Source organism: Paramicrobacterium fandaimingii (assembly GCF_011751745.2).
GTDB lineage: Bacteria > Actinomycetota > Actinomycetes > Actinomycetales > Microbacteriaceae > Paramicrobacterium > Paramicrobacterium fandaimingii.
The window spans coordinates 1,585,447-1,610,509 of the sequence record NZ_CP061170.1 but is presented as its reverse complement, the minus strand read 5'-3'; the positions used below and the strand labels follow the sequence as shown (position 1 = coordinate 1,610,509).

General features: G+C 61.5%; 23 protein-coding genes. 6 read left to right on the top strand and 17 right to left on the bottom strand.

The features are described 5' to 3' along the window. Positions 1-15: 15 nt before the first annotated feature. A complete protein-coding gene (locus HCR84_RS07820; protein ID WP_166983525.1) occupies positions 16-411 on the bottom strand; it encodes a hypothetical protein in 396 nt (131 codons plus the stop codon). 91 nt (positions 412-502) lie between these two features. Here HCR84_RS07820 and HCR84_RS17625 point away from each other — a divergent pair, with 91 nt between their 5' ends. After that, positions 503-1,714: a GNAT family N-acetyltransferase gene (locus tag HCR84_RS17625; RefSeq protein ID WP_235940840.1), complete on the top strand. Its 1,212-nt coding sequence runs from the start codon at positions 503-505 to the stop codon at positions 1,712-1,714. Between the two features lie 12 nt (positions 1,715-1,726). Here the strand turns inward: HCR84_RS17625 and HCR84_RS07805 are convergent, their stop codons facing one another. The 6 genes from HCR84_RS07805 to trpD form a co-directional block, all read right to left on the bottom strand. Beyond that, complete coding sequence (locus HCR84_RS07805; RefSeq protein ID WP_235940839.1) at positions 1,727-2,284, bottom strand: NUDIX hydrolase; 558 nt, start codon at positions 2,282-2,284, stop codon at positions 1,727-1,729. Positions 2,285-2,716: 432 nt separating this feature from the next. Further along, complete coding sequence (locus HCR84_RS07800) at positions 2,717-3,145, bottom strand: SRPBCC family protein (protein ID WP_166983523.1); 429 nt, start codon at positions 3,143-3,145, stop codon at positions 2,717-2,719. A 16-nt stretch (positions 3,146-3,161) separates the two neighbouring features. Continuing rightward, entirely contained in the window at positions 3,162-3,851 is a 690-nt protein-coding gene (gene dhaM, locus HCR84_RS07795; RefSeq protein ID WP_166983522.1) for a dihydroxyacetone kinase phosphoryl donor subunit DhaM, read from the bottom strand. Continuing rightward, a complete protein-coding gene (gene dhaL, locus HCR84_RS07790; RefSeq protein ID WP_166983521.1) occupies positions 3,848-4,489 on the bottom strand; it encodes a dihydroxyacetone kinase subunit DhaL in 642 nt (213 codons plus the stop codon). Before dhaL ends, dhaM begins: the two co-directional genes overlap by 4 nt. Positions 4,490-4,526: 37 nt before the next feature. Next, positions 4,527-5,528 (bottom strand): dihydroxyacetone kinase subunit DhaK, encoded by a 1,002-nt coding sequence (gene dhaK / locus HCR84_RS07785; RefSeq protein WP_166983520.1) that lies wholly within the window; start codon positions 5,526-5,528, stop codon positions 4,527-4,529. A gap of 86 nt (positions 5,529-5,614) precedes the next feature. Then, positions 5,615-6,676: an anthranilate phosphoribosyltransferase gene (trpD, locus tag HCR84_RS07780; RefSeq protein WP_166983519.1), complete on the bottom strand. Its 1,062-nt coding sequence runs from the start codon at positions 6,674-6,676 to the stop codon at positions 5,615-5,617. A gap of 157 nt (positions 6,677-6,833) precedes the next feature. Between trpD and ctaE the strand changes: the two genes are divergently transcribed. Genes ctaE through qcrB form a run of 4 tightly spaced genes read left to right on the top strand, consistent with a single transcriptional unit; the run spans position 6,834 to position 11,035 of the window. Beyond that, the gene (gene ctaE, locus HCR84_RS07775; RefSeq protein WP_166983863.1) at positions 6,834-7,448 is read left to right on the top strand and encodes an aa3-type cytochrome oxidase subunit III; all 615 of its coding nucleotides are present in this window, start codon (positions 6,834-6,836) and stop codon (positions 7,446-7,448) included. Positions 7,449-7,484: 36 nt separating this feature from the next. Then, the gene (gene qcrC, locus HCR84_RS07770; RefSeq protein ID WP_166983518.1) at positions 7,485-8,288 is read left to right on the top strand and encodes a cytochrome bc1 complex diheme cytochrome c subunit; all 804 of its coding nucleotides are present in this window, start codon (positions 7,485-7,487) and stop codon (positions 8,286-8,288) included. Between the two features lie 42 nt (positions 8,289-8,330). After that, positions 8,331-9,419, top strand: a complete 1,089-nt coding sequence (gene qcrA, locus HCR84_RS07765) for a cytochrome bc1 complex Rieske iron-sulfur subunit (RefSeq protein ID WP_166983517.1) — start codon at positions 8,331-8,333, stop codon at positions 9,417-9,419. Further along, entirely contained in the window at positions 9,416-11,035 is a 1,620-nt protein-coding gene (gene qcrB / locus HCR84_RS07760; protein WP_166983516.1) for a cytochrome bc1 complex cytochrome b subunit, read from the top strand. The genes qcrA and qcrB overlap by 4 nt, the downstream gene beginning before the upstream one ends. A 498-nt stretch (positions 11,036-11,533) precedes the next feature. On the opposite strand, the gene HCR84_RS07755 is transcribed toward qcrB, so the two are convergent. The 5 genes from HCR84_RS07755 to HCR84_RS07735 all read right to left on the bottom strand — a co-directional run bounded on the left by HCR84_RS07755 (position 11,534) and on the right by HCR84_RS07735 (position 16,617). Continuing rightward, a complete protein-coding gene (locus tag HCR84_RS07755; RefSeq protein WP_166983515.1) occupies positions 11,534-11,956 on the bottom strand; it encodes a cytochrome c oxidase subunit 4 in 423 nt (140 codons plus the stop codon). 3 nt (positions 11,957-11,959) lie between these two features. After that, entirely contained in the window at positions 11,960-13,681 is a 1,722-nt protein-coding gene (ctaD, locus tag HCR84_RS07750; protein ID WP_166983514.1) for an aa3-type cytochrome oxidase subunit I, read from the bottom strand. A 4-nt stretch (positions 13,682-13,685) separates the two neighbouring features. Next, positions 13,686-14,591, bottom strand: a complete 906-nt coding sequence (gene ctaC, locus HCR84_RS07745) for an aa3-type cytochrome oxidase subunit II (RefSeq protein WP_166983513.1) — start codon at positions 14,589-14,591, stop codon at positions 13,686-13,688. 177 nt (positions 14,592-14,768) lie between these two features. Then, a complete protein-coding gene (gene erpA, locus HCR84_RS07740; protein WP_166983512.1) occupies positions 14,769-15,131 on the bottom strand; it encodes an iron-sulfur cluster insertion protein ErpA in 363 nt (120 codons plus the stop codon). 79 nt (positions 15,132-15,210) lie between these two features. Further along, positions 15,211-16,617, bottom strand: coding sequence for a dipeptidase (locus HCR84_RS07735; protein ID WP_166983511.1), 1,407 nt, complete (start codon positions 16,615-16,617; stop codon positions 15,211-15,213). Between the two features lie 39 nt (positions 16,618-16,656). Between HCR84_RS07735 and HCR84_RS07730 the strand changes: the two genes are divergently transcribed. Next, complete coding sequence (locus tag HCR84_RS07730) at positions 16,657-17,238, top strand: DUF3043 domain-containing protein (protein ID WP_166983510.1); 582 nt, start codon at positions 16,657-16,659, stop codon at positions 17,236-17,238. A 6-nt stretch (positions 17,239-17,244) separates the two neighbouring features. On the opposite strand, the gene HCR84_RS07725 is transcribed toward HCR84_RS07730, so the two are convergent. From HCR84_RS07725 to dnaE, 5 genes are read right to left on the bottom strand one after another with little or no spacing between them, the layout of a single operon-like run. Next, positions 17,245-18,279, bottom strand: a complete 1,035-nt coding sequence (locus HCR84_RS07725) for a quinone-dependent dihydroorotate dehydrogenase (RefSeq protein WP_166983509.1) — start codon at positions 18,277-18,279, stop codon at positions 17,245-17,247. Positions 18,280-18,323: 44 nt separating this feature from the next. Then, positions 18,324-18,809, bottom strand: coding sequence for a transcriptional regulator NrdR (nrdR, locus tag HCR84_RS07720; protein WP_166983508.1), 486 nt, complete (start codon positions 18,807-18,809; stop codon positions 18,324-18,326). Between the two features lie 29 nt (positions 18,810-18,838). Beyond that, the gene (hisD, locus tag HCR84_RS07715) at positions 18,839-20,146 is read right to left on the bottom strand and encodes a histidinol dehydrogenase (protein ID WP_166983507.1); all 1,308 of its coding nucleotides are present in this window, start codon (positions 20,144-20,146) and stop codon (positions 18,839-18,841) included. A gap of 29 nt (positions 20,147-20,175) precedes the next feature. After that, positions 20,176-21,492, bottom strand: coding sequence for a hypothetical protein (locus tag HCR84_RS07710; RefSeq protein ID WP_166983506.1), 1,317 nt, complete (start codon positions 21,490-21,492; stop codon positions 20,176-20,178). Between the two features lie 42 nt (positions 21,493-21,534). After that, complete coding sequence (gene dnaE / locus HCR84_RS07705; RefSeq protein ID WP_166983505.1) at positions 21,535-25,056, bottom strand: DNA polymerase III subunit alpha; 3,522 nt, start codon at positions 25,054-25,056, stop codon at positions 21,535-21,537. Between the last annotated feature and the right edge of the window lie 7 nt (positions 25,057-25,063).

The following is a 25,063-nucleotide window of genomic DNA, read 5'->3' as shown; positions in this document are numbered from 1 at the left end:
TGCGACGGGATAGCATCACTCCCGCATTGAGTGCATCAGCCATAGAGCGAGTGTTGCCGTAACAATCATCACAATGGCAAGACCAGACCACGCAACGTCGTAACCGCTTGGCAGAGCCGACACGCCTTCTGCCCCCGCAGAGACTGCGCTTGCTGCCATCGTCACCAGCGCGACGATCCCCGAGAGCGCTGTCGGAACGGCGATCGCCATTGTCTTCTGTCGCCTGGTCCACTGAGGCGACCGCACGAGCATCAGAACTCCGATCAGCCAGCCGACAACAGGAACAACGATTCCACCAAACCCGTAGGCGATTGCCGCTGTGCGCACGAATGTACGCGAATCGCCCGACGTGTGCCCCGGCGACGCATCTCGCACACGTAAACCGCTATACCCAGCAACGTTACTGACCATTAACTCAATCTACGCTTCCGAAAACAAAGAAGCAACGATCTGATAACGACCGATGAAGGAGGTCGGACGCGGGCAACGATAAACTTGTCGGATGCCTCAAACGCACCGTGAGCGCACACGCGCAGCCTACGATCGCGTCGCCGTCGACTACGCTGAGCTTCTCGAGAATGAGCTCACCGCACGACCGCTTCACCGCTACCTCCTTGACGACCTCGCCGCACGCGTGAGTGGGCCGGTCCTTGACGCGGGCTGCGGGCCGGGGCGCGTCGCCCGGTATCTGGCAGATCGCGGTGTGACAGCATCCGGCATCGATCTCTCCCCCGCGATGGTCGCCGAGGCCAAGCGGCGGAACCCGGGCATCGACTTTCGCGTCGGCGCGCTCGACGAGCTGGGTGTCGCGGATGGATCGCTCGACGGCATCGTCGCCTGGTACTCGATCATTCACACGCCGGAATCCGAGCTCTCGAGTGTGATCGCCGAGTTCCGACGCGCACTCTCACCCAGCGGCATCCTGCTGATCGCTTTTCAAGCCGGCGCCTCGCAAAGTGTGACGATCTCGAGCGCATACGGCCACGACGACCTCGACTATGTCGCGTATCGCCATTCTCCGGACGCCATTGTCTCAGCTCTCGAGGCGGCCGGGTTCACCGTCGAGCTCCGTGCCGAGACGGCGCCGGAACCACCAGAACGTACTGCCCAGGCCTACCTCGTCGCGTCGGTGGCGCGCACGCGCGTGGACGACGTGCCCGACGAGCGCATCAGCACATCGCGGCTTCTGCTCCGCTGCCCTACCCTCGACGATGTCGACGCGATTACCGCCGCCTGCCAGGATCCCGAGATCCAGCGGCGCGTTCCAGTGCCTGTCCCCTACCGGCATGAGCACGCCGTCGCCTATGTCACGTCGTTCTGCGAAGACGGCTGGCGTACCGGCGAGAGACTCACCTGGGCGCTCGAAGCAGACGGCGCGTTTGCGGGAGTCGTGGGACTCGACGCGATCGAACACGGCTCGTCGAATCTCGGTTTCTGGATGGCACCGGATCAGCGTGGGCACGGGTATCTCTCGGAGGCCGTCGCCGCCGTGCTCGACTACGCTTTCGGAACGCTGAACCTCGAGCGTGTCGAATGGCGATGCTACGCGGGCAACCACGGCTCAGCGCGCGTGGCACAACGCACGGGCTTCCGCTTCGAGGGCATACGGCGTTCCGCCTCGTTAGGCCGCGTCGGTCGCGAAGACGACTGGGTCGGCAGCATCCTCGCCACAGACGACCGCGTTCCACAGCCCTGGGCCGTCCTCGACACCTAGCTGATGCCGAGCTCAGCGAGAAAGCTCTGCGCGCACGTTCGCCACCCGCACGCGAAAGTCCCACGGAACACGTTCTGGCAGCTCGTCCACCGCCCACCACGCGACATCTTCGCTTTCGTCGCTTGTTCTCGGGTCCCCCGCACCGATGGCGGCGAAGCCGAGGTCCCAGTGGCATCGGCACCGCCCAAACGACGATGCGAGCTCGTGCCGGTTCAGATCGAACGGTGCGCCCCGAAGCATCCGGATGCTGTCAAGCCCGCTTTCTTCGCGCGACTCGCGTTCCGCGGCGGCGGCGATCGTTGCATCTGCACCCTCGATATGCCCGCCCAGCTGCACCCAGAACTGTCCCTTCTTGTGAAAGCAGAGAAGCAGCTTCCTGAAGTCTGGGGTGAAGATGAAGCAACTTGCGGTGAGGTGGTCGGAACCACCCTCACGGTCAAGAGAACTCTCGCCCCGCTCGCCCAGAAACTCGAGATACTCCTGGCGACGGTACGTCTGTTCCGCAGAGAGCGGCACCCACGACTGCAGCTGACGAGCGAGCACTTCGCCTCGCGAACGGACCTGTGACACGTGTTCCAGTATGGCGCACGACGGCGCAGGCATCTGACCGAGCAGCTGGGAAAAGAAAGCCGGTCAGGTGCGAGCGTCGTGCTTCGCGGCGCGTGTGCGCGCCGACTCAGTCGGCATGCCAAGCTCGTTCAGGGGCGCAGTGTCATTCGCCACGGGCTTGACCTCGACTGGGCAATTGAGGACCGCGTTGTCGGTTGAGCGATCAAAGCTGTGCTCCGCCATGACATAGCCGCAGATCGGACACGAGTCATCTTGCGCCAACTCATGTACATCGGCGTCATACGGGCCGACGTTGGCCGAACCAATATACGGCACCAGCGTATCTTCGATCCGTCGAAAGAATCGGTCATACCGGTTCGCTGCACCGCTCCTTTGCTCTGTAGGGACCATACCCTCATTGTAACGCGTTTTGACAGAATGGACAGAGTTGTGTTATGAGGTCAGATCAATTCTCGACATGCGATCGAGGCTCGCGTTCCAGCCGGCAACATGCTCGTCACGCTCCACATCGCTCACGGAGCCTGACTCGCTGATTTCAATGGTGGTGCCCCCTGCATGGTCGTCAAGGAGCCTGACGTCAACGTTGAGTGTATGGGTGTCGCCGGTCCATCGCATCGTAAAGACAAGCTTTTCCCCCGGGACCACGTCAGTGATCTGGCCCCCGACCGAGACATCCGGCGTCACAACACGCCACTGCTGGCCGACCTCGGCCACAAACTCGACCTCGGTGCCAGACGATGTCGCCCAGAACCAGCGGCGAATGAACTCGGGTTCGGTCCAGAGCCGCCAGACGTCATGTCGTGGACGAAGCACATCTCGAATGACGCCGCCGAGCCGCCGTGCTTCAGCTCGATCACTCATGATCATCCTTCCACTGTCATTTCTCGCCAAAACCTGTTTCGATTAAGCCTGCCAGTTCTGCGATCGCTTTGCTGGCTTCTGGACCGTCCGCAGCCAGCTCGACATCACGGCCGCGCACGAGACCCAGAGACATGATGCCGAGAAGACTCTTGGCGTCGACACCGTTGACCGTGATGCGGGCGTCGAAGCCGCTCGCCATCTTCACGAAGTCCGCTGCGGGTCTGGCATGCAAACCATCCCTGTTGACGAGGGTGACCGTTCGCTTCTCTGGACCACCTGGTCCCGAGCTGTCGATGCTCGTGCTTGGCGCTGGACTGCTCAGTCCACCGCGCCCAGCGTGTTCAGCGGCCGAGACGACGGCAGCGACGTCTCCTCCCGTCTCTGCGGCCACCGCGCCGGCAACGGCACCCTCGACAATGGGAGCATCGGCAAGCGAAACGCGACGGCGCTGCTCGTCATCCAGAAAATCGAGGGCTGTTTCTGTCGTGAGCACAGCGGACCCAAGATCACAGAGAACGACGACCCCATCACCCGATTCAGCCTCGCCGATCGCTGTGGACACCTTGTCGAAACTCGTTCCGATGCCGTCATCATCCGTTCCGCCCGCCGCGCGCATGGTCACGGAGGGGGCCATCTGAGCCGCAAGCTCGACGGTTCCCTGTGCAATCTTCGAGCTGTGCGAGACGATCACGAGTCCAACGGTCATTCGGCGTCCTTCGCGGTTTCAGCGGCGACGCGCAAAATGAGAGCCGTCGATTGAGCGCCCGGATCTCTGTGCCCGATTGCCCGTTCGCCCAGGTAGCTCGCACGACCCTTGTGGGCCACGAGAGGTTCTGTCGCTGCCGCGCCCTCTTCTGCCGCCTGCGCAGCCGCTTCCAAGACGGCGACCGCATCCGCGCCGGCATCCGCTGCCTTCGACGCTGCGTCGACGGCAGGGGTCCACGCGTCGATCATCGTCTTATCGCCGACGTCGGCCTTTCCTCGCAGAACAATTCCGTCGCGTGCAGCCGCGAGAAGGTCAACGATCTCCGCGGGCCCCAACTCGCCTTTTCCAGCAACAGCCCCCGACGCCTTCAAGAACGCTGTGCCATACAGTGGTCCCGCAGCGCCGCCGACGGTGGAGATGAGGGTTGTCGCGATCAGCTTCAGGATGTCGGCAGGAATGGCATCGTCTGGGGAATCCTCAAGCTTCGCTTTCGCCGCTTGAAAACCCCGGTCCATGTTCTCACCATGATCGCCGTCGCCGATCTCTCGATCGAGTCGAATCAGCTCTGTGCGATTATCGGCGATCACAGCGGCGCTTTCGTCCACCCAGGATCGCACCCATGAAGCGTTGACCGTCATCGTTTCACTCCTACTCTCGGTCGATATTCTCGCTTTCTCAACGTCCCCAGCGAAGCCCTGCTGTCTGCACGGGGGCGTCCCACAGCTCGACAAACTCGCTGTCAAGCCTGAGAACCGATATCGATGCTCCTTGCATCTCCAACGACGTTGTCACGTTTCCCACGTGCTTACGCGACACGGCGATGCCTCTGTCCGCAAGAACCTGTGCGGCGTGCCTGTAGACGATATACAGTTCGATCAGCGGTGTACCACCCATGCCGTTCACCAGCAGAAGCGCATCGTCCCCTTTCTCGATCTGCAGATCGGCGAGAATCGGCTCGAGCAGCCGATCGACGATGCGATCTGCCTGTTCGAGGGCGATCTTCTCTCGCCCAGGCTCACCGTGGATGCCAATCCCGATCTCGATTTCGTCGTCTTCGAGCTCGAAGCTCGGCTCGCCCGCGTGCGGAACGACGCACGGCGTGAGGGCAACCCCCATTGTGCGCACGTTCGCGTTGACACGGCGGGCGATCTCCGCCACGTGAGCAAGCGAATCACCGCGCTGCGCTGCCGCTCCGGCAATCTTCTCAACGAGCACCGTGCCGGCGACCCCGCGCCGACCTGCCGTGTAGAGCGAATCTTGCACGGCCACATCATCGTCGATGACAACGGATTCCGTCTCTATGCCTTCGGCTTCTGCCAGCTCGGCGGCGGTTTCAAAGTTGAGAACGTCTCCCGTGTAGTTCTTCACGATGTGTAGCACGCCCGCTCCAGCATCCACGGCCTTCGTTGCCGCGAGAATCGGGTCGGGGGTCGGCGATGTGAAGACAGGGCCGGGAACCGCGGCATCCAGCATGCCGAAACCGACAAAGCCGGCGTGCAGCGGTTCATGACCGCTACCACCGCCGCTGACAATTCCGACCTTTCCCGCGACAGGGGCATCTGCGCGAACGACGAACGTCGGATCGAACTCGGCACGCACGATATCTGAATGTGCGTCGGCGAAACCTTCGACCGACTGAGCAACGACATCTTTCGGGTCATTGATGAGCTTCTTCATTGGAACTCTCCTTCAGCGCTGGCTGTGCGGGGCCGGGGCAGCCCTCTCCATTCAACCTACGCTGTTGCCGCGACTTCGGGTAGGTTTCACGAGGCCCGACGGGCGGATGCTGCGACCCACGCATCGAGTTTGGCTGACGCGGCTCCGGAATCCACCGCATCGGTGACAATTTGCAGCTGCTCGGCGAACCGATCGACCATGCGTCGCTCGGACTGCGCTGGATCCACTTCGAGGCGGTAAGAGACCATTCCTGCCGCGGCGTTCAAGAGCACGATGTCTCGAACCGGGCCCTTCTCCCCCGCGAGCACTCGTCGAAGCACATTGGCATTGAACTCAGCATCCCCTCCGAGCAGATCGTCGATCGAGGCGAGTGTGATGCCCAGATCACGCGGGTCGAGGTCGTGTTCTGTGACGAGACCGCGCGACACCTCCCAGATGTGCGAGTGCCCGGTCGTCGTGAGTTCATCGAGACCGTCGTCGCCGCGGAATACCAGCGCCGTCGCACCACGTGTCTGAAACACCCCGACGATCAGGGGCACCCGGTCGAGCTGAGCGACGCCAACAGCTGAGGCTTCCGGCCGGGCCGGGTTGCAGAGCGGCCCGAGGTAGTTGAACACCGTCGGAATTCCCAGCTCGGAGCGCACCTTTCCCGCGTACCGGAATCCGGGATGAAATGCGGCGGCATAGGCGAATGTGATGCCCGCCTCTTCAAGTACGCCCACAACGTCAGCGGGTTTCAGCGTCAGGTCGATTCCCAGCGCGGCAAGCACGTCGCTCGAGCCGGACTTGCTGCTCGCCGCTTTATTCCCGTGCTTGATCACGGGGACTCCCGCCGCGGCGATGACGATTGACGCCGTCGACGAGATGTTGAATGTTCCGTAGCGATCCCCGCCTGTGCCGACGATGTCGAGTGCCATCGAATCTGCCGGAAGCTCGACGGCCTCAGCGAGAATCGCGTCGCGGAAACCGACGATCTCGTCAACGGTCTCTCCCTTTGCCTGCAAGGCGACAGTGAACGCGGCAATCTGCGCTTCGGTCGCATCGCCCGTCATGATCTGCTGCATCGCCCACGTCGCCTCAGAGACGCTGAGGTTCTCATTTGCAAGAAGCTGGGTGAGGATTTGCGGCCACGAGAATCGTTCAGACATGACGCTGATCCTATCGATGACGCTGGCTGATCAGAACTCGGAGGCGATTAACTGCCGACTTTAAGCGGCTCACAAGCCTGATCCAACCCGTCCTCGGCTCGTCGTGCAAAAAATCTCGCCGAATATCGGCCATAATGGAATCGTGACGAGCACCTCAATGAACTATGCCCCCAGCGCAGCTGCGTTGAAGAGGCCGAACGCCGTGATGGTCGGAACCATCGTGTGGCTCGGCAGCGAAGTGATGTTTTTCGCCGGTCTCTTCGCCATCTACTTCACGCTGCGCTCCACTTCCCCGCTTCTCTGGGAGTCGTCGACGGAGATTCACAATGTCCCGTACGCGACGGTGAACACGCTGATCCTTGTATCGTCGTCATTCACCTGCCAGTTCGGCGTTTTCGCTGCGGAGCGCATGCAGCCCCGTGCGACCGGATGGAAGCCGTCTCAATGGGGCATGGTCGAGTGGTTCTTCCTGACATACGCTCTCGGCTCGATCTTCGTCGCCGGTCAGGTCTGGGAGTACGCGACGCTCGTGAGCGAGGGCATCACCTTCTCGTCAAGTGCATACGGTTCCGCATTCTTCATCACCACCGGATTCCACGGTCTTCACGTGACCGGCGGCCTGATCGCGTTCCTCTTCGTCATCGGACGCGCGTACGCCGTCAAGACTTTTGCTCACAAAGAGGCAACAACCGCCATCGTCGTGTCGTACTACTGGCACTTCGTCGATGTCGTCTGGATCGGCCTCTTCCTCGTCATTTACGTTCTCAAATAGATTTCGGAGCAGTCAGCGCGTATGTCACGTTCAGGTATGGCCACAGCGAAGACGTCAAAAAAGGGACGCCGTCATCCTCTCGCAAACGTTGCCCTCATTGCGATCGGCCTTCTCTTCTCCGGCGGAGCCTATGTTGCGTTCAGCTCCGCGACCGCTTCAGCAGATGAGGCAAGCGCAGCTCCATCGTCACAGGAGCAGCTGCAGACCGGCGAGAAGCTGTTCGCCGCCAACTGCGCCACCTGCCACGGCATGAACCTCGAGGGCACAGAGAATGGCCCGTCGCTTCTCGGCGTCGGCGCAGCATCTGTCGACTTCCAGGTCGGCACAGGCCGGATGCCGCTGCAGATGCAGGGCCCGCAGGCCCGCGTCAAGCCCAAGCAGTTCACCGAGAGCGACACGGCAGCCCTTGCCGCATACGTCGCCTCGTTCGCACCTGGCCCAGCCATTCCCGAGGAAAAGTACCTTGATGCGCAAGGCGACGCCGCGAACGGCGCGGAGCTGTTCCGCATCAACTGCGCAATGTGCCACAACGTCGCTGGTGCCGGCGGCGCGCTCACCGAAGGTAAGTTTGCGCCCCCGCTGACCGGTGTCTCCGAAGCGCACATTTATGAAGCAATGGTCACCGGACCGCAGAACATGCCGGTGTTCAACGATGCCAACCTCTCCCCCGAAGACAAGCGCGACATCATCACCGCACTGAAGTACATGGAGAACACCCCTTCTGTCGGCGGATTCGGCCTCGGATCAATCGGCCCGGTTTCCGAGGGTCTGTTCATCTGGATCTTCGGGCTCGGAAGCATCGTCGCGATCACTGTGTGGATGACAGCGAAGTCGAACTGACGCTGGCAATCACACAAACGAAACCCTGTAAGAAGGAGCAGAATGGCACAGGACGACAACAGCGGCAAAGAACTCGCCGCTGACGACTCGTCAGCCCACATTGCAGTGCCTGGCGCGTCCGTCGGCACCGCCGTCGTGGCACCGGACGCGGTGAAGAACCCCGGTCACCCCCCTCACCGCAAGCGCGTTACCGATCTCGATCCGAAGAAGGAAAGGCGTGCGGCACGCACCGTATACACGCTCTTCTACCTCTCAATCGTCGGTAGCGTCTGGGCCGTCGCCGCCTACATGGCATTCCCCATCACTCCAGGGGACATGGGATCTGTGCGACTCAACAACCTGTTCATCGGGCTCGGCATCAGCCTCGCACTTCTTGCGCTGGGAATCGGTGCCGTGCACTGGGGCAAGGCACTCATGGCCGACGAAGAGGCTATTGACATTCGGCACCCTGTGCGAGGCAGTGAGGACACACGGCAGGAAGCGATTGAGATCTTCGACGTTGCGAACAAGGAGTCCGGTTTCGGCCGCCGCTCCATGATCCGCAACACGCTCTTCGGCGCGCTCATTGTCTTCCCCCTCCCGGCCATTGCGCTGTTTCGCGGGTTGGCACCCGAAGGCAAGGGAACCGAGCCGGTCGCGCTGCTCAAACAGACGATGTGGGAGAAGGGCACGCGCCTCACGCGCGACCCCGATGGCGCCCCGATCAAGGCGGCCGATGTTACCTTCGGCTCCGCGTTCCACGTCATTCCCGACGGGCTCGCAGACATCTCGCATTCCGACGGAATGCTTGAGGAGAAGGCAAAGGCAATCGTTCTCCTCATGCGTTTGCAGCCCGATCAGCTTCACGAGACCGAGGAGCGCAAGACCTGGTCGTACGACGGCATCGTTGCTTACTCCAAGGTGTGCACACACGTCGGGTGCCCTGTTGCACTCTATGAGCAGCGCACGCACCACCTGCTCTGCCCGTGCCACCAGTCGCAGTTCGACGTCACGAATCACTGTGCGGTCATCTTTGGGCCGGCAGCACGTCCCCTTCCGCAGCTTCCGATCGCCGTTGACGGCGAGGGTTACCTCGTCGCACAGAGCGACTTCACCGAGCCTGTCGGACCGAGCTTCTGGGAGCGTCATTGAGTACCACCACAGCACCAACGTCATCCCCCGAGGCAAAGAAGTCCTCTGGCGGCTTTACTGCTGCGGCGTCAAATTACATTGACGAGCGCACGAGCATCTCGACCGCCGTCAAGGAATTTGCCCGAAAGGTCTTTCCCGACCATTGGTCGTTTATGCTCGGAGAGGTCGCGCTCTACAGCTTCGTCGTTATCTTGCTCTCTGGCTCGTTCCTGACGTTCTTCTTCCAGGCGTCAATGGCCGAGGTTCACTATGACGGCTCGTACGTTCCGCTCAAGGGCGTCGAGATGTCAGCGGCCATGGCATCGACGCTTGACATCTCGTTCGACATTCGCGGCGGGCTGCTCATGCGGCAGATCCACCACTGGGCGGCTCTGCTCTTTGTCGCAGCCATCGGCCTGCACATGCTCCGCATCTACTTCACCGGGGCCTTCCGCAAGCCTCGTGAACTCAACTGGGTGATCGGCTTCGTGCTGTTCATCCTCGCGATGGCCGAGGGCTTCACCGGGTACTCGCTGCCTGACGATCTTCTCTCGGGCAACGGACTGCGAATCATCGACGGAATGGTGAAGGGAATCCCCCTCATCGGAACCTGGACGTCATACCTGCTGTTCGGCGGGGAATTCCCTGGTGACCAGATCGTCGGCAGGCTCTATACCCTGCATATTCTGCTGCTTCCGGCAATCGTCGTCTTATTCATCGCGCTTCACCTGATGTTCGTTGTGGTGCACAAGCACACGCAGTACCCTGGGCCGGGCAAGACGCAGCGCAACGTCGTCGGCTTCCCTGTTCTTCCCGTATACGCCGCCAAGGCTGGTGGTTTTTTCTTCATCATCTTCGGGGTGATCGCGCTCATCGCGTCATTCTTCACGATCAACCCGGTGTGGAACTACGGTCCTTATGATCCCTCACCGGTGTCGGCGGGTACCCAGCCAGACTGGTACATCGGCTTTGCCGACGGTGCGTTGCGTCTCGTGCCTCCTCACTTGGAGTTTGTCTGGCTGAGCCACACCTGGTCGTTCAACATCATCCTCCCGTTGCTGGTCATCGGCGTGTTCATCGTGCTTGTACTCCTGTACCCGTTCATCGAGGCGTGGATCACAGGTGACAAGCGCGAGCACCACCTGCTCGATCGCCCGCGCAACGCTCCGACGCGCACCGCAATCGGCGCGGCCGGTGTCACGTTCTATGCGGCTCTCTGGGCAGCGGCGAGCTCCGACCTCATTGCGACGCATTTCCAACTCACCATGGAGGGTGTCATCCACGCCCTCCAGGCAATGCTGATCCTCGGCCCGATCGTCGCCTATTTCGTCACGAAGCGCATCTGTTTGGCTCTTCAGAAGAAGGATCGCGAGATCGCGCTTCACGGCTATGAGTCCGGACGAATCGTGCGACTTCCCGGGGGCGAGTATGTCGAGGTTCACCAGCCCGTGGACGAGTACGAACTGTGGAAGCTCGTGAGCCACGACAGCTTCAAGCCGCTCATGATCCGCCCGAACTCACGCGGAAAGATCACAACCGGTCAGCGCTTCCGCGCTGCCCTGTCCCGGTGGTTCTTCGAAGACCGCATTGCACCGGTATCGCAGAAAGAAATCGATCAGTCACACGACAACCACTGAATAAGCGCATTCAGAGGGCCGCGTCACGATTCGTCGTGACGCGGCCCTCTGCGCATAACGGCAGACGGCCGCTCCACGGCGCACGAGGCTCAGACCGAGTCTGACTTCCGCGAGCACGATCACGCTCCAAGGCAGAGATGCGGGCTGCGCCGGGCAGGCAGAATGCGGTGTTCAGCGGCGATCCGAAGGCAGGCCGCATGCTTTTCGACATCGTGCATCGACAGACTCCACGAAGGAAGCCCTCGAGGTGCAGGTGGTCGAGGCAGATGTCGCTTCGTCGACGCATTGGATTTGCCGGTTTACAGACACGGCGGTCGCCGGCGGTCTCAAGGGCGATGCACAACACTCCCCAAGCATCCGCTGTCGCTTCTCGAAGGCGCAGGCCCGTGAGAAAGTCACGGAGACAGTGTCACCGACGTGCGAACGCAGCGTCTGAGCAGCAAAGCGCTGAGGCGGCGGTTCCGAAGAACCGCCGCCTCAGACGTCTGCGTGGGCACCTCAGCGCGCGAAATAGCCTCTGTAGTACTCGAAGACCCAGCCCACAAGGGCGATCACGACGAGCGGTACAGCGATGTACGAGATCCAGAACCCGACAGCGAGTCCGAGAAGCAGGAGACCCGCGGCACCGGCGAGAAAGATCGGCCACCAGCTCCACGGACTGAAGTGTCCGAGCTCGGGGTCACCGTCGTCGATGTTGGCGTCGACCCGGTCTTCCGGAAGAACACCACCCTGATTGCGGTGGATAAGGCCAAGATAAAACGCGATCAAGCCTCCGAGAACTCCGGCGAGAGCAAGAGCAATCGTTCCAGCCCACTCGATACCCGACTGAAGCGGGTCAAGAACTCCCCATACCGCGTACATCGCGGCAACGACAAAGAAGAAGACACAGATGACCCAAAAGAGCCTGATGTTTGCGACCATCGGTCAGTTCTCCTCTCGCTGTGCGTCAGAGGGTGCAGCAGATGAGCTGACTGCGGCCTGAGGCATCGGCATCACGGTCTCGGGGTGGTTGAGGTCGAAGGCGGGACGCTCAGACCGGATTCTCGGAATCGACGTGAAATTGTGTCGAGGCGGCGGGCAGCTCGTCGCCCATTCGAGCGACGCCCCGTAGCCCCACGGGTCGTCAACCGTAACCTTCGGCGCACGACGTGCTGTGATGTACACGTTGAGGAAGAACGGAATCATCGACACGGCGAGGATCATCGCACCGAACGTCGACAGCTGGTTCATCCACGTGAAGCCGTCTTCAGGCGAATACGTTGCGTACCGTCGCGGCATGCCCATGACTCCGAGCCAGTGCTGCACGAGGAATGTTGTGTGGAAGCCGATGAACAGCAGCCAGAAGTGCCAGTACCCGAGTCGCTCGTTCAGAAGCTTGCCCGTCCACTTGGGCCACCAGAAGTAGAAGCCGGAGAACATGGCGAACACAACGGTTCCAAAGACCACGTAGTGGAAGTGCGCGACAACGAAGTAGGTGTCCGAAACGTGGAAGTCAAGCGGCGGCGATGCGAGGATCACTCCTGTGAGGCCGCCGAACGTGAAGGTGATCAAGAAGCCGATCGCCCAAAGCATCGGCGTCTCGAACGTTATGGATCCTCGCCACATCGTGCCGATCCAGTTGAAGATCTTCACACCCGTCGGAACCGCGATCAGCATCGTCATCAACGAGAAGAAGGGCAGGAGCACAGAGCCGGTGACGTACATGTGGTGAGCCCACACGGTGACCGAAAGAGCTGCGATCGAAATCGTCGCGTAGACCAGCGTCTTGTACCCGAAGATCGGCTTTCGACTGAATACGGGGAACACCTCTGAAACGATGCCGAAGAACGGCAACGCAATGATGTACACCTCAGGATGGCCGAAGAACCAGAAGAGGTGCTGCCAGAGAATCACCCCACCGTTTGCCGGGTTGAAAACCTGCGCATCGAAGACTCGGTCCGCCGCGAGGCCGAATAGAGCCGCGGCGAGAACAGGGAACGCCATCAGGATCAGGAGCGACGTGATGAGCGTGTTCCACGTGAAGATCGACATACGGAACATGGTCATGCCCGGCGCACGCATTGTCACGATGGTCGTGACAAAGTTCACCGCACCGAGAATCGTCCCGAATCCGGACATAGCCAGCCCAAGTGCCCAGAGGTTACCCCCGGCGCCGGGCGAGAATGTCGTACTCGACAATGGCGTATAAGCGAACCAGCCGAACGAGGCGGCCCCCTGGGGGGTCAAGAAACCGGCAACAGCGATGAGGCTGCCGAAAAGATAAAGCCAGAACGCAAAAGCGTTGAGGCGAGGGAAAGCCACGTCTGGCGCCCCGATTTGGAGCGGCATCAACGCGTTCGCGAAGCCAGAGAAGAGTGGCGTCGCAAACATGAGAAGCATGATCGTGCCGTGCATGGTGAACAGCTGGTTGTACTGTTCCTTGGTCGGCACGAGTTCGAGCCCCGGCTCGAACAACTGGGCACGGATGATCAGTGCCATCACGCCGCCGATGCAGAAGAACAGGAAGGACGCGATCAGGTACATGTACCCGATGGTCTTGTGGTCCGTCGAGGTGATCCACTTGACAAGAATATTGCCCTTGCGCTCAACCGTCGACTGGTTGACCACCTTTTGCTGCCCCTCGGGCAAGTCCGTTACAGTCGTCAACGCTCTACTCCCCCTCTTCCCTCTTGTCCACCGATGATTTCTCGTCGTCGGGCATGTTCTGGTTTCGGTCGTACTCCGAACCGTAGTCCCCGATGTGACCCTGTGCAGCGAGATCGGCGAGGTGTGCGTCGTATTCAGCCTGAGAGACAATCTTCACGTTGAACAGCATCATCGAATGGTACTCACCACAGAGCTCAGCGCATTTACCTGCATAGGTACCCTCGCGCTGCGTCTCGACCGACATGTAGTTCGTCTTGCCCGGGTACATGTCTTTCTTATAGAGGAAGTCGATGACCCAGAACGAGTGAACCACGTCGCGCGAGTTGAGCGCGATCTTCACCTTTGAGTCAACAGGAAGATACAGCGTCGGCAGCTTCTCCTGGTCGATTGTTCCGTTCTCGCCCTCGTCGGCCTGAACTCCAGCGCTCCAGACCTGATTGCCGTCGACCGCGTCGTCATAGACGAAGTCCCACGCCCACTGCTTTGCGTAGACCTCGACCACGACGTCGGCCTCGTCATCGGTGTACTGCGTCTCGATGGCTGTCTGATCACGCGCCGTGAATGCGAACATTCCCATCACGAGAATGAGCGGTACGACCGTGTAGAAGATCTCGATCGGCATGTTGTAGCGAAGCTGTGGCGGGAGTCCGGTCTGGCCCTTGCGTCGCCGGTAGACGACGATCGCCCAGATGATGAGACCCCAGGTCAGCAGTCCGACGAGCAGAAGGACGATCCATGAGGACGTCCATAGCGTCGCTACCGTCTCGGCGTGGTTGGTCACAGCCTTCTCTCCCTCAATGAAACCGGGGAGATAACCGTGAAGCTCTGCTTGCGTGCAACCTGCCAACATCACTGTAAGAGCGATGCCAATCGGCAGGGCAGCCCAGCGGAGTCGTCTATTCGAGCGCACCTGGGACCTTTCGAAGACACTGGTAATTCACAGCCCAGTCTAGCCCGATATTCATCGACCCGCGTCACCAACGCTGGCGCGCGGCGCGCAAAAAGGTCAACTTCGGCTTCGCGATTGCACAAGGGGCGGGGCAGACGTCAATTCCGTCTGCCCCGCCCCGAGGAATAATTGTTCAGATCAGCTGAAGCTGTCTCCGCACGCGCAGCTGCCCTCAGCGTTCGGGTTATCGATCGTGAAGCCCTGCTTCTGAATGGTGTCTTCGAAGTCGATGACGGCGCCATCAAGATACGGCACACTCATCTTGTCGACGATCACCCCGACGCCGCCGAAGTCAACGGTTTCATCACCGTCAAGCTGACGCTCATCGAAATAGAGCTGATAGATGAGTCCCGAGCATCCGCCAGGCTGAACCGCTACCCGCAGGCGAAGGTCGTCGCGCCCCTCTTGCTCAAGAAGACTCTTCACCTTCGATGAGGCCGTGTCGGTGAGTTCGACTCCGTGCGCCTTCGTCGGGTTCTGAGTGGTCAGTGTGTCGCTCATGACTCTCCTCGCGATGTCAGTGCCCCAGGAAGGGGATCTTCAGCCATGCTACTCGCCTTGTACGTGAATATGTCGAGTCTCACGCGAGAGATTCGTTCAGCTTCGCCAGCAGAATCGCCTCCGTGATGATCGCGCGCCGGAATACTCCGAGGTGCAAGGACTCATTTGGGCTGTGGGCCCGAGTATCGGGATCCTCGACTCCCGTAATGAGGATCTCTGCATCGGGAAATGCCGTGACCAGGTCAGCGACGAACGGAATGGACCCACCGATTCCTGTGCTCACCGGTTCTCTCCCCCACCCCTCGCGCATCGATTCGAGAGCTGCAGCCACGATCGGCCCACCCGTGTCAACGAGGAACGGGCTGCCCGTGTCGACCTCGTCGATTGTGATCTCCGCACCGAACGGCACGTTCTCGGTGAGGTGAGTCTGCAATGCCGCAAGCGCATCCTCAGCATTCTGGCCGGGGGCAATGCGTGCGCTCACTCGGGAGTACACCTGCGGAAGCAGAGTGTTCGATGCGCTCCCCACATCGGGCACGTCCATTCCCGTCACGGTGATCGCTGGCTTGTTCCACAGCCGACCGAGGATGCTCCCGTCGCCGATGGGAGTAGCTGACGGACGAAGTGCAGCGTCCGCGCGGAGCTGATCATCATCAAACTCAGGGGTCTGGGCATCGTGTTGCGTCAAACCGGCGATGGCGACGGAGCCGTCTTCGTTCCACAGCGTATTGAGAAGCCGGATGCTCGCCATCATCGCGTCGGGCACGGCCCCACCGAACATCCCCGAGTGTGACGCGTGATCAAGGGTTCGAACCCCCAGACGAAACGTCACATTGCCTCTGAGACTCACCGTCAGAGCCGGAGTGTCAATGTCCCAATTGTCGGAGTCGGCGACGACGATGGCATCGGCAGCAAGAGTGTCTCGGTACTGGTCGAGGAAAGAGGCGAAGGACCGCGATCCGAATTCCTCCTCCCCTTCGATGAAGAGAGCGATACCCAGGTCGAAGTCGTCCCCCGTGTGTGCGACAAACGATCGCAGAGCCGCTATATGAGCCATCACTCCGGCTTTGTCATCTGCGGCTCCTCGACCGTAGAGACGATCACCCGCGACGACCGGCTCAAATGGCGCAGTATCCCAATCCTCGTCGCGCCCGGGCGGCTGAACATCGTGGTGTGCGTAGAGCAGAACCGTCGGTCGTCCGTTTCTCGCCTCGCGCCGTGCCAGCACGGCGGGCTGGCCGAGCTCGCGAGAACCAGAAAGCGGCGCCCGGGCGATCTCCACGCTGTCGAACACCGTCGTCGAGCGCGCAAGCTCAGCAACGGCTTCGGCGCTTCGCTGCACGTGAATCGGGTCGAAAGCAGACCACGACACCGATGGAATGCGCACGAGCGCGCTCAGATCGGCGATGGTTTCGGGCAGCCCGTCGACGACGAGCCTGCTCAAATTGTCACCATTGGCTGGGACATGCTCCTTGGAATCAGTCATGCAGGTAATCTTAAGAGCACGACAACGACCGAGGACTACGTGAGCAAGAATACTTCAGACGAATCACCAGATACCGTTCAGAGCGAGGATGCTGTCTCTGGCGATGGCAAAAAGGGCGCCCCGACTCCCAAGCGCAGCAACCAGGTTGCGGCGAACAAGCGACCACTCGTGCCGAACGACCGCAAGGAGGCGCGCAAGCGCGGCAGAGAGCAAATGGCCGTTCAGCGTGAGCGCGCTCGTGTGGGCATGGCGAATGGTGAGGAACGCTACCTGCCCGAGCGAGACCGTGGTCCGCAGAAGCGCTTCATTCGCGACTGGATCGACTCGCGCACAAGTCTGAGCGAATTCATGCTTCCGTTCATGTTTCTCGTGATCGTCGCCACGTTCGTTCCGATCCCGCAGATTCAGGTCTACGGAATGTTCGCCCTCTGGGTCTTCTTCTTCATCATGGTGGTCGAGTGCGTTCTCGCCGGCATCCGCATTCGCAAGAATCTCCGCGAGAAGTTCGGTGAGACACGCGTCGAACGCGGGGTTCGGTGGTATGCAGCCATGCGAATGATTCAGATGCGCAGGCTTCGCCTTCCGAAGCCTCAGGTGGCGCGCGGAGGACAGCCCAGCTGACCTCGCTCAGCCCTGCTGAGGGAGCGCCGCCAGCTCACGGTTGATGCGGTGTGCCCACAATGGGCCCTCATAGATGAACCCGCTGTAGCCCTGAACAAGGGTGGCACCGGCCGCGCACCGCTCAGCGACATCGCGTCCGTTCTCGACGCCGCCAACGGAGATGACGCACATGTCTGCGGGCACAACGGCCCTGATGAGGTGAAGCACCTCGATCGAGCGCTTCGCAAGCGGCGCGCCCGAGAGCCCACCGACACCGGCAGCCTCGACGATCGATGAATCAGTCGAGAGTCCCTCGCGCGACAATGTCGTGTTCGTAGCGACGATTCCAGCGAGTCCGATGCGAACGACAAGCTCGCAGATCTTGGTCACGTCATCGTCGGTGAGGTCCGGCGCGATCTTGACGAGGAGAGGCGTGTCGCCCGACTCCGTGTTGAGACGCTCGAGAAGCGGCTCAAGAACATCGACATCCTGCAGTCCGCGCAGTCCCGGTGTGTTCGGCGATGACACATTCACGACAAGATAGTCCGCGAGGCGAGCCACCATGCGGCAGCTGGCGACGTAGTCTTCGGTGGCATCGGCGACGTCGACAACGCGGCTTTTGCCGATGTTCACGCCGATGATCGGGCGTGCACGGCGCCGGTGCGCCCGCGCAAGCCGTGGCGCGGCATCCGCTGCCCCCGCGTTGTTGAACCCCATGCGGTTGATGATCGCTCGATCGACGATGAGGCGAAACATCCTCGGACGGGGGTTGCCCGGCTGCGGCCGTGCAGTGACCGTTCCCACCTCGACGTGCCCGAAGCCCAGCTGTCCGAGGCCCGCAATGGCCTCGGCGTTCTTGTCGAAACCTGCGGCAACGCCGAACGGAGAGGCAAATGTGTGCCCGAGCGTTGTCACCTGCAGAGCAGGCGCTGGCTTTGTGATACGAGCCGCAAGTGCTCCGAGGCCGATCTTCGGCAGCAGCCGGATCACCACGAACGCCAGATGATGTGCATCTTCCGGGTCGAGTTTCGACAGAAACGCTCGGAACAGAAATCGATACACTCAGGCATCCTCTCGAAATGGGGGTCGCGCTATCTGGCTGGTCGTCACAGATTTTCGCCGTCTGACTCGGGCGTCTCGGATGCTTCGTGCTCACGCCTCAGTGCGGAAATCGATTCTTCGAAGTCATCGAGCGAGTCGAACGCCTGGTACACGCTCGCAAACCGGAGGTAGGCAACCTCATCAAGTTCGCGCAGCGGCGTCAGAATTGCCAACCCGATGTCGTTCGCTTCAATCTGGGACGTTCCGGTCTGACGGATCGCCTCCTCGACGCGCTGTGCGAGCACGGCGAGATCGGAATCGGTGACGGGCCTGCCCTGGCAGGCTTTGCGAACGCCGGCAACGACCTTGTCTCTGCTGAACGACTCGACGACGCCGCTGCGCTTGATCACGTTGAGACTCGAGGTCTCCGTTGTGCTGAAGCGACGTCCGCATTCGGGGCACTGGCGGCGGCGCCGAATGGACAGGCCGTCGTCACTCGTGCGCGAGTCGATGACGCGCGAATCGGGGTGGCGGCAGAACGGACAGTGCATAGTCTTCCCAACTCCCTAGCGGGATCAGCTCACTCCGCGAAGCGCTCGATGACAGCTTCGCCGTGCGCGGGCAGGTGCTCGGAGTTTGCGAGGTCGACAATCGGCCGCGCAACGGTCTCCAGCGCCGCCCTATCGTATTCGATGATCTGCTGCGGACGAAGGAACGAATACGCGCCGAGACCCGATGAGAATCTCGACTGCCCTCCGGTTGGCAGCACGTGGTTGGAGCCCGCCATGTAGTCGCCGAGGCTCACCGGGGTATACGGACCGATGAAGATCGCCCCCGCCGATGTGATGTGCTCGAGCGTGCCGTGAGGGTCGTGCGTGTGAACTTCAAGGTGCTCCGGGCCATAGGCGTTGCTCAGTTCAGCCGCTATCACGATATCGGAGACCAGAACGATGGCCGATTGGGGGCCCTCGAGAGCGGTGCGAGCCCGCTCGGCGTTCGCCGTCTGCGGCAAAAGCACGTCGAGCTGTTCAGCCACCTCACGAGCGAGACGCGGTGAATCAGTGACAAGAATGGATGCCGCTGCCTCGTCGTGCTCCGCCTGGCTGAGCAGATCGGCTGCGACGAAGCGCGCGTTCGCTGTGCCGTCTGCGATGACGAGGATCTCTGTTGTCCCTGCTTCAGCGTCGATGCCGACCTGACCGCGAACGAGTCGTTTCGCGGCAGCAACGTAGATGTTTCCTGGCCCCGTCACCACATCAACAGGAACAAGGTCAAGATCCGGCACACCGTACGCAAACGCACCGACGGCGCCTGCGCCGCCCATAGCGTAAACCTCGGTGATTCCCAGCAGCCCGGCGGCGGCGAGAATCGTGGGGTGCACTCCCCCATCGAACTCGCGCTGAGCTGGTGATGCAAGGGCGATTGACCGCACACCCGCCACCTGCGCCGGCACGGCGTTCATAATGACGCTCGACGGGTAGACCGCCTTGCCTCCGGGAACGTACAGACCAACGCGGTCGACCGGCTGCCAGCGCTGAACGATAGATGCGCCGTGTCCGATCTCTGTGTGGCGCGGTTGCGGCACCTGTGCCGTTGTCGCGCGTTGCACCCTCTCAATGGCCTGCGTGAGAGCGTCGCGCACAGAGGGGTCAAGATCGTGCACGGCCCTGTCGATGGCATGGATGTCCACGCGCACCGAGTCGGGCCGCACGCCATCGAACCGCTCCGCCTGATCGAGGAGGGCCGCCGTGCCCGACGACCTGACGTCATCGATCAGCGCCTGGGCCGCCTCGCTGGCAACGGCGACATCGATGCTCGGACGCGGCAGCACGCCGACGAGCTCAGCTCGACTGAGGTCTTGAGAACGCAGATCTATGACGTGAACCATAACTCGTTCATCTTAGCGGGGCGCGCTGGTCAGCCTCGCGTCAGCCCGTCGACATCGTTCAAGATGCCGACGCGTCCGTCGTCGTGACGAACGACGAGCGCCTCGCCTCGATCCTCGACGGCAAGAGCCCAGGCGTCGGGGCCGATGTCAAACACGGGAGCGCCCGTTGTCTCGTCGACGACAGGACGCGGGTGCGGCGACCAGACCCAGAACGGAGTTGTGCTCTGGCCGTCAGATCCGTTGATATGGGCAGCGGCGCTGATCGGCTCCGTGCCCGGCTCAGTCTTCGGCTCAGCAGCCGGCTCCGGCTCCGGCGTTGTGTCGGCGGCATCCGCGACCGGCGACGCCTCGTCAATCTGCGGCTCGACAGGTTCGCTGACCATCGGTGTCGGCTGATGAGTCGAGCTCTGCTCGGTCGCTGGCTCCGGCTGAGGCGCGGTGTGCGCCGGTGCGGCCTCGGGCTCTGCCTGACGAGCATACGGGCTCGCGCCCTGCGTTGCACCGTACGGCGCGGGAGCAAACGATGCGTCGTGTTGTTGCGCAGGCTGAGGAGCAGGCTGCGCGGCAGGCGGCTGCGGTTGCAGGGGCTGCCCATATCCATTCGGAGCACCATGCGGTGCGGGCGGACCGTACCCAGGAACGGGAGCAGGAACGGGGCGAGGCGCACGCACGATCGGTTTGGCGGGCCGTGCGGTGATGTGCGCTTCCACCGTCACACGCCCGCGGAAGTCGGCGGCGAACGGGGGAATCAACGTTGCCAATGTCGTCACGACCACGAGAATGAGCGAGAAGAGAATTCCGAGCAGCGGCCCGAAGCTCAGCGAGACAGAGAAAAAGCCCACCTCTCCGAGCGATGCGCCGATCGACAGCACGACGATCATGACGCCGAGATATGTCGCCGCGGCGATGATGGCGACGACGGAGGCGAACTGATCGACGGAGAGAGAACCGACGCGCAGCCTCACCCCGGGAGCAAGACGCCGAATGAGCACCAGCACGGCGGCGGCAATCGGAAGCAGTGCCCCGGGGACCACGAGCGGCCACATCAGACTCCACAGGTTCGTCGTGCTTCCGATATCACCGGACAGAATGGGGAGGAACGTGCAGACAAGCAGAAGAAACGCGGCAATGAAGATGATCAGCTCACGCAGCGTGAATGGCCCGACGGTGATGCTCTCGGATGGCGGCCGCTGCGGCTGTGGAGCCGAAAAGCCGTTTGGCGCCGGATAGCCCTGCGGCCGGTGTGGAGTCCCGTACTGAGCGGACGGAGCGGGAGCGCCGTTGTGCGGTGCTCCTGCAGTGTTCTGAGGTGGGTTCCACCCCGAAGGCGGCTGCTGGTTCGTCATTGCGATATTCTCCACATCATTGTTTCGAGCGGCGCGGCAATCCTAGCCGAGACAGTTCGGCCCGAGAAGCGACTTGAGTTCGCCGAACAGATCGGCCGTGACGGAGACCGGAAAGGGAACCTCAAAGACACGGGCGACGTCGCCGCGAAGCAGGCGAAGGCGCACCTCGTTATCGCCGCGGTGTCGCGCGAGAATCTCGGCGAGCTCGGTCACGGCCTCCTCCGTCGCGCGGTGCTCGGGCACGTTGAGCAGCAGCGGGCCGGAGGGGCCGTCTTGCTGCAGGTCAGGAGCGAAGATCGAGTAGGCGTGAAGGTTCATTCCGTCGTCTCGCATGCTGACGCGCCCGCGGACGACAACAACCGTGTCGGCTTGCAGGGCGTGCTGATACTCCTGGTAGCCCTTGCCCATGAACATCACGGTCATCTCGGCGCCGAAGTCTTCCACAGTGATCATGCCATATGGGTTTCCGGATGTCTTCGCCACGCGATGCTGCACGCTGGTGACGAGTCCAGCAATCGTGACGGTATCGCCGTCTTGCGTGTGCTCCGACGCTGTCAGGTCGGTGATCGAGGTGCTCGCGAGTTTGGCGAGCTGCACGTCAAGCCCAGCCAGAGGGTGATCGGAGACGTACAGGCCCAGCATCTCGCGCTCGAAGGCGAGTTTGTCTTTCTTCGACCACTCAGGTCTCTCAGGAACCTGAGTCACCGCGGCCTCGCCGACCTCCGCAAAAAGGCTGTCAAAATCGAAGCCCACTTGGCCCGTCGCCTCCATGCGCTTGTCGCGCACGGCCGACTCGACGGCATCTTCGTGTATTTCGATGAGTGCTCGGCGCGTCGCCCCCATTTCGTCGAAGGCACCCGCTTTGATCAGCGATTCGACGGTGCGCTTGTTCGTGACATGCGCGGGAACTTTTCGGAGGAAGTCGTGGAAGTTCTCGAAACGTCCGCCTTTCTCGCGTGCAGCGACGATGCCGTCAACGACGTTGCCGCCCACGTTTCGCACGGCGCCGAGTCCGAAGCGAATGTCTTCTCCGACGGCGGCGAAGAAGTTGATCGACTCATCGACGTCGGGAGGCAGAACCTGAATTCCCATGCGCCGACACTCATTGAGGTACATCGCCAGCTTGTCGCGCGAATCGCCGACGCTTGTGAGCAGCGCCGCCATGTACTCCGCCGGGTAGTGAGCTTTGAGATACGCGGTCCAGTAGGCAATGACGCCATACGCTGCGGAGTGCGCCTTATTGAACGCATAGTCGGAGAACGGAAGCAGAATGTCCCACAGCGCCTTGATCGCGGCATCCGAATAGCCGCGCTCTTTCATACCGCCACTGAAGCCGACGTACTGCTTGTCAAGCTCTGACTTCTTCTTCTTTCCCATCGCCCGGCGCAGAATGTCTGCTTGACCGAGTGAGAACCCCGCGACCTTCTGCGCAATGGCCATGACCTGCTCTTGGTAGATGATCAGACCGTAGGTTGTGTCGAGAATATCCGCGAGCGGCTCAGCGAGCTCGGGGTGGATGGGCGTGATCTTCTGCAGGCCGTTCTTGCGCAGCGCATAATTCGTATGCGAGTCGGCGCCCATCGGCCCGGGACGGTACAGCGCGATCACGGCCGAAACGTCTTCGAAGTTGTCGGGCTTCATCAGGCGCAGGAGGCTGCGCATTGGACCGCCGTCGAGTTGGAAGACGCCCAGCGTGTCGCCCCGGGAAAGGAGATCGTACGACGGCCGGTCATCGAGATCGAGCGTCTCGAGATCGAGTGTCTCCTGGCGGTTCATTGTGATGTTCGCGAGCGCATCCGAGATGACCGTAAGGTTGCGAAGACCGAGAAAGTCCATCTTGATCAGACCGAGATTCTCGCAGGCCGGGTAGTCGAACTGCGTGACGATCTGGCCGTCTTGCTCACGTTTCATGACGGGAATGATGTCGAGCAGCGGATCACTCGACATGATCACGCCGGCAGCGTGAACACCCCACTGACGCTTGAGGTTCTCGATGCCGAGGGCCGTGTCGAAAACGGTCTTGGCGTCTGGGTCGGTCTCGACGACCGATCGAATATCGGATGCCTCGCGATAACGCGGATGCTCCTTGTCGAAGATTCCCGTGAGCGGAATGTCTTTGCCCATAACGGGCGGCGGCATCGCCTTTGTGAGCTTCTCCCCCATTCCGAAGGGAAATCCGAGAACTCGGGATGAGTCCTTGAGCGCCTGCTTCGCTTTGATCGTTCCGAAGGTGACGATCTGGGAGACGCGTTCGTCTCCGTATTTCTCGGTGACGTATTTGATCACCTCGCCACGGCGCCGGTCATCGAAGTCGACGTCGAAGTCGGGCATGGACACACGGTCGGGGTTGAGAAAACGCTCGAAGATCAGACCGTGCTCGAGCGGGTCGAGATCGGTGATGCGCATCGCGTACGCGGCCATCGAGCCAGCGCCCGACCCACGACCGGGGCCGACCCGAATGCCGTTGTCTTTCGACCAGTTGATGAAGTCGGCAACAACAAGGAAGTAGCCGGGAAAGCCCATCTGGGAGATGATCCCGATCTCGTAGTCTGCACGCTCGCGCACCGACTGAGGAACTCCGCTCGGGTACCGGTAGTCAAGCCCCTTCTCGATTTCCTTGACGAACCATGTCTGCTCGGTCTCGCCGTCGGGCACGGGGAAGCGCGGCATGTAGTTCGCCGACGTGTCGAAATCGACGCCGCACCGCTCGGCAATCTCAAGCGTGTTGTCACACGCGTCCGGGTGGTCCCGGAACAGGAGGCGCATCTCCTCGGCCGATTTCAGGTAGAACTCGTCTGCGTCGAACTTGAAGCGGTTGGGGTCATCGAGCGTTGCCCCGGACTGCACGCACAGCAGTGCCGAGTGACTCTTCGCATCTGACGCGTGCGTGTAGTGCAGGTCATTCGTCGCGACAAGCTTCAGCCCGAGGTCTTTCGCGAGGTCGAGCAGTTCGGATGCTACACGCTTCTCGATGCCGATGCCGTGGTCCATCAGCTCGCAGTAATAGTTCTCGTGCCCGAAGATATCGCGAAACTCAGCGGCGGCCTCGCGAGCCTCTTTGTACTGCCCAAGGCGCAACCGCGTCTGCACCTCGCCGCTGGGGCATCCGGTTGTGGCGATAATCCCCTTCGAGTACTGCGACAGCGTCTCGCGGTCCATGCGCGGCTTGAAATAGTAGCCCTCGATCGAGGCACGGGACGACAGTCGGAAGAGGTTGTGCATTCCCTCGGTGGTCTCGGCGAGCATTGTCATGTGCGTGTACGCACCCGACCCGGAAACATCGTCTCTGCCCCCATCACCCCAGCGAACACGCGTGCGGTCGCTGCGATGCGTTCCGGGCGTGATGTACGCCTCAGTGCCGATGATCGGCTTGATGCCAGCCGACGTTGCGGCGCTCCAGAAGTCGAACGCGCCGAACATGTTTCCGTGGTCGGTTACCGCGAGTGCCGGCATCTGCTGGTCGGCGGCAGCCTTGGCCACTTCGTTGATGCGCGCGGCCCCATCGAGCATGGAAAACTCGCTGTGAACGTGAAGATGGACGAACGAGTCAGTTGAGGACACCATTACTCCG